This window comes from Paracoccus ravus (genome assembly GCF_004522175.1).
GTDB classification, from domain to species: Bacteria; Pseudomonadota; Alphaproteobacteria; order Rhodobacterales; family Rhodobacteraceae; genus Paracoccus; species Paracoccus ravus.
The window spans coordinates 1-14,265 of sequence record NZ_SDEB01000020.1; the positions used below are offsets into that span (position 1 = coordinate 1).

At 54.0% G+C, this 14,265-nt stretch carries 13 protein-coding genes; 2 read left to right on the forward strand and 11 right to left on the reverse strand.

Annotation, left to right across the window (positions count from 1 at the left end; translation table 11 throughout):
* Positions 1-118: 118 nt before the first annotated feature.
* Positions 119-2,623, forward strand: coding sequence for a DUF5906 domain-containing protein (locus ESZ60_RS14970; protein WP_134681540.1), 2,505 nt, complete (start codon positions 119-121; stop codon positions 2,621-2,623).
* 450 nt (positions 2,624-3,073) lie between these two features.
* On the opposite strand, the gene ESZ60_RS14975 is transcribed toward ESZ60_RS14970, so the two are convergent.
* Positions 3,074-3,871, reverse strand: coding sequence for a hypothetical protein (locus ESZ60_RS14975; protein WP_134681541.1), 798 nt, complete (start codon positions 3,869-3,871; stop codon positions 3,074-3,076).
* Between the two features lie 675 nt (positions 3,872-4,546).
* Between ESZ60_RS14975 and ESZ60_RS14980 the strand changes: the two genes are divergently transcribed.
* Complete coding sequence (locus tag ESZ60_RS14980) at positions 4,547-4,771, forward strand: sulfurtransferase TusA family protein (RefSeq protein ID WP_134681542.1); 225 nt, start codon at positions 4,547-4,549, stop codon at positions 4,769-4,771.
* 4 nt (positions 4,772-4,775) lie between these two features.
* Here ESZ60_RS14980 and ESZ60_RS14985 read toward each other — a convergent pair whose 3' ends face one another.
* From ESZ60_RS14985 to ESZ60_RS15030, 10 genes are all read right to left on the reverse strand, one after another.
* A complete protein-coding gene (locus ESZ60_RS14985) occupies positions 4,776-6,320 on the reverse strand; it encodes a DndE family protein (RefSeq protein WP_134681543.1) in 1,545 nt (514 codons plus the stop codon).
* Positions 6,317-8,395: a DNA sulfur modification protein DndD gene (gene dndD / locus ESZ60_RS14990; RefSeq protein WP_134681544.1), complete on the reverse strand. Its 2,079-nt coding sequence runs from the start codon at positions 8,393-8,395 to the stop codon at positions 6,317-6,319. The genes ESZ60_RS14985 and dndD overlap by 4 nt, the downstream gene beginning before the upstream one ends.
* Before the next feature lie 6 nt (positions 8,396-8,401).
* A complete protein-coding gene (locus ESZ60_RS14995; RefSeq protein WP_134681545.1) occupies positions 8,402-8,602 on the reverse strand; it encodes a hypothetical protein in 201 nt (66 codons plus the stop codon).
* Complete coding sequence (dndC, locus tag ESZ60_RS15000) at positions 8,599-9,762, reverse strand: DNA phosphorothioation system sulfurtransferase DndC (protein WP_134681546.1); 1,164 nt, start codon at positions 9,760-9,762, stop codon at positions 8,599-8,601. Before dndC ends, ESZ60_RS14995 begins: the two co-directional genes overlap by 4 nt.
* Before the next feature lie 411 nt (positions 9,763-10,173).
* Positions 10,174-10,629 carry a hypothetical protein gene (locus ESZ60_RS15005; RefSeq protein ID WP_134681547.1) on the reverse strand — a complete coding sequence of 152 codons (456 nt, stop codon included), beginning with the start codon at positions 10,627-10,629 and terminating at the stop codon, positions 10,174-10,176.
* Positions 10,629-11,303: a hypothetical protein gene (locus tag ESZ60_RS15010; RefSeq protein WP_134681548.1), complete on the reverse strand. Its 675-nt coding sequence runs from the start codon at positions 11,301-11,303 to the stop codon at positions 10,629-10,631. Before ESZ60_RS15010 ends, ESZ60_RS15005 begins: the two co-directional genes overlap by 1 nt.
* Positions 11,275-11,871 (reverse strand): hypothetical protein, encoded by a 597-nt coding sequence (locus tag ESZ60_RS15015; protein ID WP_134681549.1) that lies wholly within the window; start codon positions 11,869-11,871, stop codon positions 11,275-11,277. The genes ESZ60_RS15010 and ESZ60_RS15015 overlap by 29 nt, the downstream gene beginning before the upstream one ends.
* The gene (locus ESZ60_RS15020) at positions 11,868-12,356 is read right to left on the reverse strand and encodes a hypothetical protein (RefSeq protein ID WP_134681550.1); all 489 of its coding nucleotides are present in this window, start codon (positions 12,354-12,356) and stop codon (positions 11,868-11,870) included. Before ESZ60_RS15020 ends, ESZ60_RS15015 begins: the two co-directional genes overlap by 4 nt.
* On the reverse strand, positions 12,353-13,171 hold the full coding sequence (locus ESZ60_RS15025) for a hypothetical protein (RefSeq protein ID WP_134681551.1): 819 nt from the start codon (positions 13,169-13,171) through the stop codon (positions 12,353-12,355). Before ESZ60_RS15025 ends, ESZ60_RS15020 begins: the two co-directional genes overlap by 4 nt.
* A gap of 99 nt (positions 13,172-13,270) precedes the next feature.
* Positions 13,271-13,963 carry a hypothetical protein gene (locus tag ESZ60_RS15030; protein WP_134681552.1) on the reverse strand — a complete coding sequence of 231 codons (693 nt, stop codon included), beginning with the start codon at positions 13,961-13,963 and terminating at the stop codon, positions 13,271-13,273.
* Positions 13,964-14,265: the final 302 nt, after the last annotated feature.

Sequence of the window (14,265 nt, forward strand, 5' to 3'; positions counted from 1 at the left end):
CACATCCGCATTGCACTGATGAACCGCTTCAACGCCCTCGGCACTGCCGAGATTGATCGCGTGGCCTGATCTCAAGGGGGAAAGGGGAAAGTCTGGCTCAGACTGGGCTTCTGCAACAATGCCCATCGGAGACCGCGATAAGGTCCTGAATGGCGAAAAGGTAGAGGCCAGTTACTACACAGTAACGGATACGCTGGAACCGATTGAGTTTCAGGACCACCTGACTGGTCGCATCGGCCTCAGCATCGTCCTTAACTGCCTCGGCCCCAATGCCGAAGCAGGCGATTATAATCGCGACCACTGCAACCGTGCAGCCGTCGATATTGACCACTATACCGAAACGCCGGAAGAACGTAATAAACTGGCTGCGGATGTTGCCGCGACGCTGGAAGCCCTCGGCATTCCGGTGCTGATGACCATCAGCAAGTCTGGTGGCGTCCATGCCCATGTCTTCTTTGCCGAACTGACCCCGGCGTCGCTGGCGAACAACTTGATGAAACGTCTAAGGCAGCATATCGCCCAGGCACTTGGGCTTGCCGTGGACAAGATCGACGCTTTCCCGAAGCAGGAATTGGTCGATTACGACATGAACGCCAATCCCCTCGGCAACAAGGGGAACGGCCTCAACCTCTGCTACAATGGCACCAACCGCCTCGGCTGGTCGCCTGACGGACCGCTGCCAGCGGACGTGTTCTTCCAGCGCTGCAAAGCTGCGAGGCTGGACGCTCAGGCGGTGCAGAAGCTGGATCAGGCACTACCCCAGCTGACCCGCGACACCCGCCGCCCTACGGCGCAAGAGACAGCCGCTGACGCCAAGCTGAACCAGCCGGGAACCGCACTCTACGAAGGTCCACCGTGCTTGCAGAAGATCGTGGGTGCGGGCGTTCTCGAACACAACCGCAACAATTTCCTCTACAGCTTGGGCGTGTTCTACAAGCGCGCTGGCATGGCCTCGGATGCTGCATCGCTGGACGAGATGCTGAAGGCGGACAATAACCGCCTTTGCCGCCCGTCGTTGTCAGACAAAGAGGTCAAGCCCATCGCCAAGTCGGTGTGGAAGACGGAGAATGCGTTCTACAAATGCAAGGAAGATCCGATCTGTGGCGTCTGCAACAAAGAGTTGTGCAAGACGCGCCAGTTCGGCATCGGGCAATCGGATATCCCCTACTATGACGATGTCGTGGAACTGATGGTCCAGCGCTTCCATGTGGTTGATCGCGGCGGTGAGCCAGTGGTCATGCATAGCAAGGTTCGCCCCAGCCGCTTCCACACCCGCCGCGAATGGGAGACGCAGACATTCACGCAGTTCAAAAACCTGCTCATCAACGAAACTGTCTGGGTGATGCAGGGACAGAAGATGGTGGAGGCCCAATTGGCTGACACCTACCTCAAGGACCGCAACCGCAAGACCTTTGCTGGAGTCGTCCTCGACCCCGAGAACGAATGGCCCGACCACCTGAACCTCTGGCAAGGCTTCGCTGTGGAACCAAATCCCGGTGACTGGTCCCTGTTTGAAGACCACGTCCGCGAAGTGATCTGCGCCGGAGACCAAGAGCTGTTTGACTATGTGCTTGGCTGGATGGCCTGGAAGATCCAGAACCCGTGCAGCGTCCCCGGCGTTGCGCTGGTGCTGCGCGGTGGGCGCGGCGTCGGCAAGAACACCTTCTTCGAGAACTATGGGAAGCTGTTCGGCCAGCACTTCTACATGACGGCGCATGGCGATCAGGTCATGGGGCGCTTCAACGACCACCTCATGGACTGTTGCCTGCTGGGGGCTGACGAAGCGTTCTGGGCCGGGGACAAGCGCCATGAGGGCGTCCTCAAAGCCATGATCACCGGCGAGCAGCTTGGGTTCGAGGGCAAGGGCCGCAAAGCCATACAAGCCGACAACCACCTCGGGGTGATCGTGTCTTCGAACAATGACTATGTGGTCCCGGCTGGCCTCGATGAACGTCGCTTCTGCGTCATGGATGTCAGCGAAAAGCACAAGCAGGACGATGCCTACTTCAAGCCGCTGCGCGAGCAGATGAACGCCGGAGGCCGCGAGGCTATGCTGCACGACCTGAAGGCGATGGACCTCAGCGCGTTCAATATCCGCAAAGTGCCACAGACCAAGGCACTGGCGGACCAGAAGCTGGAAGCCGCACCGACGTTCCTGAAATGGCTGGTTGACGTGCTGACCCTTGGCGAGATCGAGTGGCCGTATAAGAGCAGCGCAGGAACGCGAACTGAATCATGGACTCGCGGCGCGACGTTTGAGATCAACAAGCCCCACTTCTTTGCTGCATACCGCGAGTGGTGCAAGCACAATACCCGTAAAGGTGGAACGGAGACAGGGCAGAAACTTGGCAAAGACGTTGGAAAATACCTGTTCCCGAAGAAGACCGTGAAGCAGAAGCGCAAAGGCCAGTCTGGCGATTATATCTACTGCCTGCCACCACTGGAAGAAGCCCGTAAGTTGATCGAGGCGGCGATTGGGGGCAGCATTGACTGGGGGGATACCGACGCCGAGGTGATCCCTTTTGAACGCGGGGCAGAGGCGCAAAAGGAAACCCACGATCCAATACTGGACGACATGTTCAGCGATGATGTCACGGACCAGATCAGCAAAGCACGTCATTAATAAAAGCGCTTGCAAGGTAGAATGACGTTGCTAAACATAGAAGATGTGCGCCACACCCTATGCGGGTAGTTGGCGCACATTGCATTAGCGGAAAGCAAATAGCCCATGTGCTAAAAAATAGCCCATGTAGTAAAATCACTAGGGCGCGCTTTTTGCTAGTGATATCAAGGGTGGCGCTCATGTTGCCCTAGTTGCCCATGTTAAATCAAGTTTGTGACGCGATCAGCGTTTTTTGCTGCGCGGTCGGCTTGACTGACGTGACGCTGTGTTTTGATGCAGAGACAAATAACTACTATAGCAACTATAGCAACATGAGCGCCATGCTTGAAAACAAAGGAAAAAAGCGCGCCCATGTGGGAAAATCACATGGGCTATTCAAAGCATCACATGGGCTATTTTTGTGCTACATGGGCGCGCATTGTCGTCGATTGGCGATGGCAGTTATTGCCCTTACATCCCTGAGAGGATCGCCTTGACCCGACGAATATCAACATGGAGTGGTTCTATGAAGATTGTTCGGGGTTCTGCATCAGGGACTTTCCGGTATTCGATAGTCTGACCGTTCCATTTGATCACCCACCCATTCCTTGCATGAGTTTCCTTTAGGAACTCGCCTATCGCAGGGTAAGAGATTAAGCGTCGGCGCTCAGGTAACATCTCCACCCCGGACTTGATCAGAGAAATAGCTTTCGCCTTTTTCTGCATCAACGCCGGAACATCCTTTTCCGAGAAGTTGTCGTTTGTGACAGCTTTTAGAACGGATTTGAGACCGCCGGCACCATGCGAGATCATAGCATCGGGGACATACCCAGAGCCACCAAAGACATCATGGAGTTTTTGCAAGGTTTTCCGAATTGTGGCCTCGGCATGAAGTGGCCCATCTTCTAAAGCCTCCATCACCGCGGGCAATCCAGCAGTCAGCCGATCCGCAGCCTCTTTCCTTTTTAAACCGGAGGCTGCGAGGTTTCGGCGCCGGTCAATCGCACCTACCGTTTCTTTCCCTGCTATCTTGATCGCGCAGCAGTTACCGCAGAGGGCCAGTGCGCCGTCAGGTAGGACAGCGAAATACCCTCGGCGGTGAGCCTGACGTTGAGTGCAGAAGCTGCAACGGACTTCGTTATCCGCATAGTATCCCGTCGGCAGCAGATCGACCGGGCGAACGCCTGCTTCTACTTCTTGGACTACACCCGGTTGACCGAGTGGATTCCGAATGAGGAAACTATCTGCGACGTTAAAGGCCTTACCCATTCATCTCTCCAATTTCCCAAGATGGTTATGCCCTCCCGTCATCATCGTATCCGCTTTGTTCTCTTGTGGCAACGGTGGAGATTTTCTCAATATATTGGTCAAGCGTAAATACCGCGTCTGCGCAACTGACGCTGCACCTGCTGTGGGCTAGCCCTGATGCCTCAGGCTCATCGTCAAGCTGTTGCGGATGTGGGCCAGGTGGTGTGGTGGCGGTGCGGCTGGTTGGCTGGCGGGTGCATCCGTTCGGGTGCTGCGATGTCAGCTGAGGACGAAGCCGTCAGCCTATAGGTCGTTGCAACAATGCGGCTGTGGCTGCGCTGTGACGTCTTTGGCGTAGAAGGCTGCTGGCGTCTGCCGCAGGGGTGGTATGGGGCTGCATGGTCGCTGCCTTGTGCGGTCCACAGCGCGGCCCTGTGGTGGCATCCACGGATGGTCCTTGGATGGATCGGCGATGAGCCCGTGGGGGGGCCATCCGGCGGGGGGGCGGTGGAGAAGAACGCAGCTCGGGTGGGCCAGCGCGCCGGGTCGCGGAATCTTTTAACGAACTAATATATTAGCGGCCCTTCAAGATCGTCCGGGACACGGTCTAGACCTTCACCTGCGCATGATTGCGCATATCCCGTTGACATGGTGAGCACAACACCAGCATGGACAATCAAAAACCGGAGACCAACCATGACATACGACCAACACCTAGACGTTCGCGGAACGCTTTGCCCGATTCCGGTCATCAAAGCAAAAAAAGCTCTCAAGAGCATGGCTGCCGGTCAACTTCTGTTGATCGAAACTACCGATCCAGTCGCGCAAATAGATATTCCGCACATGTGCCAACAGCTTGGCGTTGTGCTAGAAAGTGCCTCCGAGGTTGCCGGAGGCCACGCCTTCGTAGTGCGGAAATAATCGTTTAGGTGGGCGACCAAGATTGGGCTTTTCGCGCCGCTTGGTCGCCGCGACGTTTTACATAGGCCTGACCGGTCGAGAGCGTTGCCAAATTTGCACCTCGACCCAGAACTCGTGTTGCCGCCTTCGACGGCGCATTAGTTGAGAATGCAGCAACCAAGCCCATCTCGCTCAAGAAATCATCATCTTCACCTGAAAAATCATCAGGGCTCTGGGATATGAGCATGACAGCCCCGCCCTTTGAACGGCTCATACGGACCAAGTTCGACAGAGACGGAAGTCGAGAGCCAAGAACTCGATGAGCCTCATCGATCATTGCAATGATCCGCATTCCACGACTGCCATCCTCAGCAACTGCGGTGTCAGGCAAACTGTTTAAATATTGGTCTAGGGCATCAAGTACGAGATTGACAACAATAGACCGGCTTTCCTCAACCACATGAGGCGGGAGCTTGATAATCCAAGACCGACTGAAGAACTCATCCGGCGTCAATTCTGGAGTGAACAACGGGAAGCGGCATATTTCGCGTGCGGCCGCGATTGCTCCATCCTCCTTCATCTCACGCTCGGCATAGATGCTGATCAGTTCTCTTTGAAAATCGTCCAACTGACAGGGCGTCTGCGAACGCAATGCCCTAGATGCTGCTTCATAGACTGCGTCACGTTGCTTGTCGCCGAGCCTCGCCCCCTTAAGGCGAGAAAATGATTCGCGAAACCGTGAAGCAGCTTGCGAAAGATCAATGTCGTCCCGCGACCGCAAAGCCAGCACATTGAGCGGGACAGGCATCCTGGGAGGCTCGATAACAGTCGCGTCATATAGCTGCTCCAGATGATACCCACCGCCAGATTCGTCGGTCGCTAGATCTCCCTTAAAATCAAACGCAATTATAGGTATCGGCGCCGCCTTTCGCACCGCCCGAAGAATGGATACGGCTGTCCTCGTTTTGCCGGACCCGACACCTCCCATTACTGCGCTATGCGGCGAGCATCCCGGGCCATTCAGGACCCATTCTATGGCAGCACCGGAGTTTGCATCTGTCGAAATCTCGCCAACAGGGACAGATATTAACTCATTGCTAGAAAACGGGTCGACATTCTGAGTTCGTTCACGGTGCTTCATCCGCCCAGCCAATGGCAATTCAGCATGCTCAACGAGTTTACGAACAAAGCGTGAGATGTCCTCGCCACTCTGCCGCCAGTCTGCATCAAGCAAATTGATCCCACGACGCCAATGCGCTGCAACTGCGCCCACAAGCCCACGAACGTCGTATTCCTGATCTGGACCATGTTGAACAATCAAGGAAACCCAGGTCATCAGATCCGCGCCGGTTCCAAAAAATGTGTCACCTTTTATGGTTTTCCCCCAATCGGAATCCGACGAAATCGACTCCGGGCGTGATGGAACTCCAAGAGATCGAGATAGCGCAAGACGCGCAGGCAAGTAGCGTTTTCGCATACCGAGCCGCTTCATGAACTCGCTGTTCAATTCGTCGGAGGCTTCGTCAGTGCGGAAATTTGCCCCTGCAATGTCAACGATAGAAATAGTCATTGACGGGCTCCATCCTCAAAATAACCCTCGGAAACGGACGACACTCCAATATCACCCATTCGCTCAAAGCTCACCAGATACTTCTTCTGGATATGTGGCTCTATAGCGTCCAGGTACTCACCCACGACCTCAGTGTTTGTCGTAAGCAAGATAACTTGATGCCCGCGTTGCACCAAATGGCGCAGAACGCCATTACGATGTTCGGTATCTAGACGGCCAAGGGGCGTGTCGATAACCATCGGGAAAGATCTTTGGGAAACCGATGCCACCGCAGAAATCAATGCTTGCGTGAAAATTTGTTTTTCCCCAGCAGATAGATCGAAGTTTCTCAAATCTACCCCTTGTGAATTAAGCAGTTTAACTTCGCACTCTTCTGTAATTTCGATGCGATCAACGAGGTCCTTTTTATGAGCCATCGAGTGATGAGCATCCGTCATCGCTTTCGCTACGGCGTTGATCTGACTTGGAACAGCTTGCGCAACTATTGTGTCGACCATACTTGCAACTTTCAGAGCACGGCTCGCGCGACGGAGTGAGGGCTTCGCCTGATCCCACTGGCCGGAGAGCTTCGACAACTCTGCATTTCTCTTGGCGATGTCGGCATCGTACACCACTATTTCACGCCGGAAAGCGCCAAGCTCCTGATCAACCTCGCTCAAACGAGCATTGATTGCATTAAGCTCATTCTTCTTTTTGTCGATGTGAGGAGTGATTGTCTCGGTACGCAAAATTTCCTGCTGCAACTTGTACTGCGCATCCTCGTCAGCAGAAATTTGATCAAGCAATTCAACGACGGTTGGTGCTCCAAGTTCGTCCAGAGCATCAATCTTTTCGATAACCTTCACACGGTCAATTTCATTCAAATAGGAATGAAGAATTTTTTGAGAAACGCCTTCCGGCGGTGGGCTCCAGAGGGTTTCCCAGGCTTCTCGCGCAATCGAAACGACGGAATCTTTCTGAATGCTATCAAGGTGAGGTTGGACGCGCTCCAATGACGTGCGAACGCTTGCAACATAGCGCTCAAGGTTCGCGTCGCCTTGCTGGCGGCCTGCCACCCATTTTTGCCGAATAATTTCCCCTTGGAGGCTCTTTTTAAGCTGTTCACGCAATCCTCGCCCGCAAAGCGCAGGTGCAATATCTTGAGCTAATAGCGACTCCAAATGGGATTTCCCATCCTCAACGCTTCTCTGTAAGCGATTTAGTTTCTCGTACTGTTCCTGAAACTGCGCTTGCGATCCAGCGCCAAAGCTTGCGAGCTCCCGCGTGAGCTTTTCACGCTGCTCCTTGAGATTAATATGCTCTGGCTCAAGTTCAGCAATTCTTTCGCTCCGCTTCCCCCGCTGGAAATTTAGGTTATCGAGGTCAAGTTCAATTCTTTCTATGGTATTATCGCTAACGTTATTCACCTCGCCTTTGCGGACGCGAGCGTAAGCACGCAAGTCCTGCGCAAGCTCCCGCAACACCGGAATTCCCAGCAGCCCTTCAATGCCAGAGCGGACTTGCGCAGCCATTTCACGCTCAGCAAAAGCACTAACCTGTTCACCGTCGAACAAGAAAAAGGCCGCTAGATAATAAGGCAAGAAGCGCTTAGCTATGTAGTCTCGATACCACTCTAAATCATCTCCATCGTCTGCTGAACGTGGACCGACAACCTTCTTAGTTGAGCCTTCGAGTATCCGGACCTCTTCATCCGACGGCTTGAATTGACCACGTTCGCTAAAGTACCATACGCGCTGAATTTCAATCTCTTCATCGTCATCAACAAACGTCAACTTAACCGAACATGAACTTCGGCCAGCGTCGATTGCGCCTCGATGGAGAGCTTTTTCAAGAAATGACCTATAAGAGGTTGCCAGCCTCTGCTTGTCGTCACTTGAAAACGGAGAACGGGCCACGAGAGGTAATCCACTCTGCCCAAAAAGGCCAAGCACGATAGCCTCAAAAAGAGACGTTTTACCGTACCCATTCTGTGCGCCAATCAGAATGATATTCTTGGCACTAGTGGGAGCGGGGAATTCGAATGATGCGACTGCGTAGGCCTTCCAGTCACGAAGTACAATGCTCTTTAGGTACATAAAGGATCAATCTCCGATCTCAATTCGATCAAGAATGTCATCGAAAGAATCCCAAAGACCTTTCTTCCTCTGCTTGCCGGTCTGATCGACTTCGGCTTGCACAAGCTCGACAAACTCTTGATAGTAGATTTTGTTCGCTATGCACTCTTCACGAACAAGAGATCTTCCTTCTGAGTTGTCAAACAATACGACGACATTCTGGGTCATGTCTTATCCTTTTTCACCGTATCGACCGTCGTACGTGCACGTTTAGACGCATTCGAGGTCAGTTCTTCCGACCAGACTCGCTTAATTTCCTCAATCTCATTACTTGAAATCAGCTCAACATCTAAATCAGCCTGTATCCCAAGGAGTCGATCTAGTATTTCGCTTCTCGCGTCCATTGTGAACGGCCCAGGAATGTAGGTTCCGGTGCTTGTGATCGTAATAGATCCATTTCTACGTCGCGCTTGCCGCTTTTCAGGGTTATTGCGAATAGAAACGAGCCAGTCACGAAAATCTAGCAGCGCTCCAAATTCAGAGAATCCGGACTCAACGAAGCCCTCAAGGCTTCTGTCTTTGTCAACAACCGTACAAGTCCAACATCCGAAGCGCGATGAGGAACTACCACAGGAAGGAGCATCTGACTTCTGAGTAACGACTGGGCACTCTCCGCCTCCGGCGTCACGATAAAGCTTGATCAGCTTTCTATGGTCACCGCCCCATGGGGCATCATTTTCGCCGAGGTACTCCCACACGTCATCAGTTGTGAGCTCAACGATGGGTCGAAAGACCAAACAACCGACAAGATCGTTGTGTCGATTTAAACGCTCGCCATTATCATAACGCTTAACGGAAGCAGCGCGTGTTGCAGATTCGCTGCGGCGTACACCAAGCAATAAAATGACATTTTGTGCTTCATCAATGCGGGACTTGATGTAAGAACTTGTCGGCTGGATTTTCATCCGATCTGTACACCAACGAAAAGTTCTATTTGGCGAGGGATAACCTCGGCCGATTAAATTTACCCAAAAGGTCTGTGAAATTTCAGGTCGCGTGATCTGCGTTTTAACAGGCAAGCGAAGGGCCATTGCAGCGTCGTGGATCTGTTCCAAGCTATCTACGATATGCTTAATTACGAGAGGACTCTCAACAAGCGTATCATTTGACACGATGTGTACTTCTCTCGTGCGCTGACTGCGCGGCAGTGTCAAAAGAACCTTAAAGACCAAGTGAGCAACAAGCGTACTGTCCTTGCCACCTGAATAGCCGATGACCCACGGGTAGGTGTGTGGCTGTAGGTACTCGTCCCGTATCTCTGCCTCGATGAGGCTTATAGCGTCATCAAGCGAAGTGTTCGAAAAATCGTGAAGACGTAGGTCGTCCATGGGCGTTGAGCAAGTCTCGTTTTCTGCCAGCACCGTAGAAGTGCCAAGTTTTCTGTCAACGCCAAGCTATCCCATCCCCCTTCGCGTCGCAATGCTGGGACCCCAAAGCGCTACATCGCTTACGTTGCGTTTGCTGAAGCTTCAAGAATCTTCATCGTGCCAGACTTCAGGCCTGACGCACACCCTGGCTTGCCGAGTTGTGCTCACCGAGAGCAGTTGCAGAGAATTTTCTCTGCTATTCAATGTTTGCCACGGGGAAGCTGGACCGGACGATGCAGCGCAACTTCGGCATCCGGCGCAAGCCCGGCTAAACGCGCAGATGATGGCTGCGAGGCGTTCTCAGCTACCCCTATAGCCGAGCCCCCTCTAGCAGCCATCTGCGCCACGCTGCGCACGGTGATCTGCGCTGTTCTACGCAGGGGCGCGCCCAAGCTGCCAGCCTCTGCGACCGAAATGCACCTCGGAGCCGTCGCCTAGCTTCGCATAGCGCCCTTTCGTCCAGGGCGTTGCGGGCATAGCAAGCCGGAGGCGCATCAGCTGCGCGAGGCTGTGAGGCGGCGCACCATTGAACTCGGCGGCAGGCGGAACCACGTCGGGGTCTTCTTGCTCCGGCAGATAGACGGCGGTGGCGAGCCCCGGAATGCCGTATTGAGTATGGTCGCCGAGCCACCTGTCAGCATATCCCATTTCGCCTTTTTCCGGCACATAGCCAGCGTCTTCGAGCGTCACCATAACTTTTTCGAGTTCCAGCAAACGCCCGCTAGGACGGTGGCAGATAAAATGGTTGCGCGGATTGCCGGTATCAAAAAGGATGAAGGCCGGAGCGATGGCTTCATTGTAGGTGAAGCCGAAATAGTCGATTTGCATTATTCCTGACTCCTGTGCGACAGCTTTTCGAGTTCTCGGGCGATTTGGAAGGTGAGCCACGCGGCTTCTTCGGGATCGCGTTCGAGCGTTTCACGGATTCCTTGCACCGCGTCTTCTGCTATGGGGGAGATAATCGGCCTGAATGCCTCGACATCAACATCGGGAAGCAGCTTAACCAGTCCCGTCTGCATTTCCTTATTGCCGAATGTCGCAAAGCGCTTGATTGCGGTAAACGGCGAATCGAGGGCCGCCATATCATCATAGCAAAACGCGACGACGCCAGATTGATCATCGGCTTCCTGCGCCATTCGCATGTCAATATCGTGACGGTCGATATATCCGGCAAGGAGCATTGCTGCTTGCAATTCGGACTGCCCATGTTCGGTTATGACATGGCGATGCAATCTTATGCCCACCAGTCGTTCCGCATCATCTTTGGGGAAGTTGCACAGGCGTCCATTACGGATATTGTTGAGCGCCATGACGACCATGACACCGAAACTAGTCATCGGGAATCTTTGCCGGTGATAGCTTTTGGTGGCGATTAGGACAGCAGCATTATCGTAACGGTCATATCTCACCAACCCATTTACACGCTGGAAGTAATAGGCAAGCACATGCTGCGCAGCATGAACAACGCGGCCGTTATCCTTTGGCAATTTTATCGCGGGCATTGCGCAGAGTCCCCTTATAGGATTGACCAAGCCGCTGGTCCAAGCCGAGCATCAGCGACGTTGTATTTGACACATGCGCCATCTCTCGCGGCACCAAGAGCGGTGCAAGGATGTCGAGATCGGTGATTCCGATAAGCTCATCCGTCACCCGCGCTAGCTTTTCTGCATAGATATTGAAATGCGCCAAGGTCGCTAGGATCGAGGTATCGCGTTCATTCTTGCTGGTGGTGATCTCATACAGGACGGAAATATCGCGGTCGGATAGAACACCCGCCTTCTCATAGGCTGCCAGACGCAAGGTTTCGGCAATATGCTCCTGCGGCATCAGGGCGAGTGGACCCAGTGCCGCAAGCGCCATTACCTTTTTCCTGATATGCGCCGGAACCTCGCCGGTGAACGTCACAAACACCGCGCCTTTAGCGTCGATATGCAGCAACATATCCGAATAATATTTAGGGGCGGTGCGGTGCAGGGTCAGACAAGCCGAAACCGCGTGTGCGATTTCATGCTGGCAGACATCATAGGCGGTCTGCGGCTGGTCTTGATACGTCATGGCGGTGGCGCTCATTTTGACAAAGCCCCCCGCATGACGATTCCTGCATTTTCTTTGCCGTCTACAAAGCAGGCGCGTTCACGCATGAAACCGATCGAGTATTTCACCATGCCTGCTTTGAGCGCCGCTAGCTTTGCAGCGGTGGCGTTCTGATACATGGCGTCGGGGGCATAGTTTCCGGCTAGCTTGATCTCGCTGCGCAACTCCTTAACCTCAGCCACCAGCGCGGCGACCTGGCTACGGAGTTCATCGGCCTCGCTGCGCAGCTTTGCATCCTCGACGCGCAGGGCATCGCGTTCCTCTTTGACCAGACGCGCCGTAGCTTCCATCATCGCTAGGCGCGACTTCTTGTAGATGCCCACCGTCATGACCGTGCTGTCAGCGGGTGCGGGGGCGGTGGTGGCAAGCGCTGCTTTCACGGATGACCGCGCTACCTCATTGGAGGCTTTTGCAGTTGCCGCCTTAACGCGATCACGGTGAGCCCAAGGTGCTTCGGTCATTTGCCACCTCCCATGATGCGGTGGATGTTCTCGGCCGCCTTTTGATTACGGGCCTCTGCGGCGGCATCAGCGGCACGAGCACGCTCCACCGCCAGTTCCGCCGGGGTCATATGGCGCCTGCGCTCATTGCGCTTCTCATGCGCTGTCAGGCGGCGCTGAGACACAGCATCAGCCACAAGCTGCTTTGCCCCCGACGGTTGGATTCCTTTAGGCCAATGGGTCGGCAGGAAGTCTTTTAGACTGTGTTCTGCGAAGCGCTGGCGGGCCACCGGGTGTCCGTCACATGCCGCCCATGCTGCGCCGACGCACCTGCGAGCCTCGGCCTCGCACGGCCCTAGCTTGCGCTTGGCGGTCTCGATGTCGATGGCTAGCTGTTGCTCGGCTTCGCGCAGGCCGTGAAGCACCTCAGACAGATCGGCCTCTGCGGCATTGGGCGCAACGGAGAGAAGGCTGTCAGCAGCGCTGCGCATTTCGAGGGCGCAGGCCACCAGAGGCTCCGCTGCGAGTCCTGCCGGATAGTCGGCGGCTGTCCCCTCAAGGATCTTGATAGCAAGGCGCTTGGCTTCGAGAAGATCGCTTGCCCCCTCGACGGTTGCTTCAGCATCACGGAAGCCCTGCCTAGCGGTTTCTGCTGCTTTGACATATTCCGCTGGGCCTCCCTCTAACTTGCCGTCTTCCATGCTTCGGGCAAGCCCCGCCGCATATTCAAGCGCGATACGCGCAACGTGTTGCGTTGAGGCAGAGCCGAGTTTTACTGAGAAATTCCCGCTGCAATGAACGATGGGTTGCAGTATGGGGATTGGTTGTTGACGCATGGGGGAGATACCTCGCCACTGGTTATTTAACCTATGACGTAATTATATAGCCTCCCCCAAGAGGCGCCTAACAAAGAGTTAGATTAGATGGCAAAGAGTTTATCTTCCGTTCTCCGCCCCTTTGTAACCATTCTTAATCGCGGTATAAGTTGCTTTCTCATAGCGGAACTGAAAGTCATCCATCTTCATACCCACCGCGACCTTGACACCATCGCATCGTTTCAAATGCGCGATGATTTCTTGCGGCGGCCGTTTTCTCTTAACGCTTGATAGGCTCTGATCCAGATTGCTCTTTAGCATATCCGCTATCGCTTGCAGGGCATCGAATCGAATATCTGTAAGACGCTTCCTTTTGCCGTCGTATGAAGCGGCTGCTTTCTCATACGCTGTGAGCCGCTTTTCGACTTTTGCAAAGCTCTGATCTAGGTCGAGACATTTCTTAGATGCCGGTGATCCATATTCAACTGGGTTCCGTGGGCGCTGCGCCTTACTAAACCGCGCATCTAATTCATGCAGCTTTTTCCTCGTAATGAAGCGTTCATTGGCGCAAGATTTGAGAGGCAAACCCTCGTCTTCGCGTCTGATGTAATCTCCAAACTCCCCGTGGACCGCATAAAATGCCGTGCTAAGGACTGAGCGCTGCTTAATTTCCGTCTCGGCCTCATACATATCGAGGACGTCGCCGGTTCGTTCAACATAGTGGTCAGTTAGAGAAAAGCACTTCATATCTGCCATTGCTGCGGAACCGAATAGGCAGAGCGCCGCCGACATGGCAGCTAGTTGAATACGCAATCCCTTGCTCCTTATTTACGCATTTGCGCTATTTTACTAAATGCGCAGAGCATCCACAAACGGGAAACAAAGAAGGCGCAGCGGAAACTAATCTCGCTGCGCCTTTCATTATTCCGTTAAAGTCCGCGAGCCTTTTGAATGCGGCGGCGGCGTGTGGGCAAATCGTAAAGCCCATTGGCAACGTCACGGATTACCGATTCACGGTATCCATATTCGAGGCCAAGCTGGATATGTGGAGGGGCGGGGCGGTCTGGATGTCGCGTATCATTGCGTATCCAAGCAATCTTGCCCGCAAGGTTAAA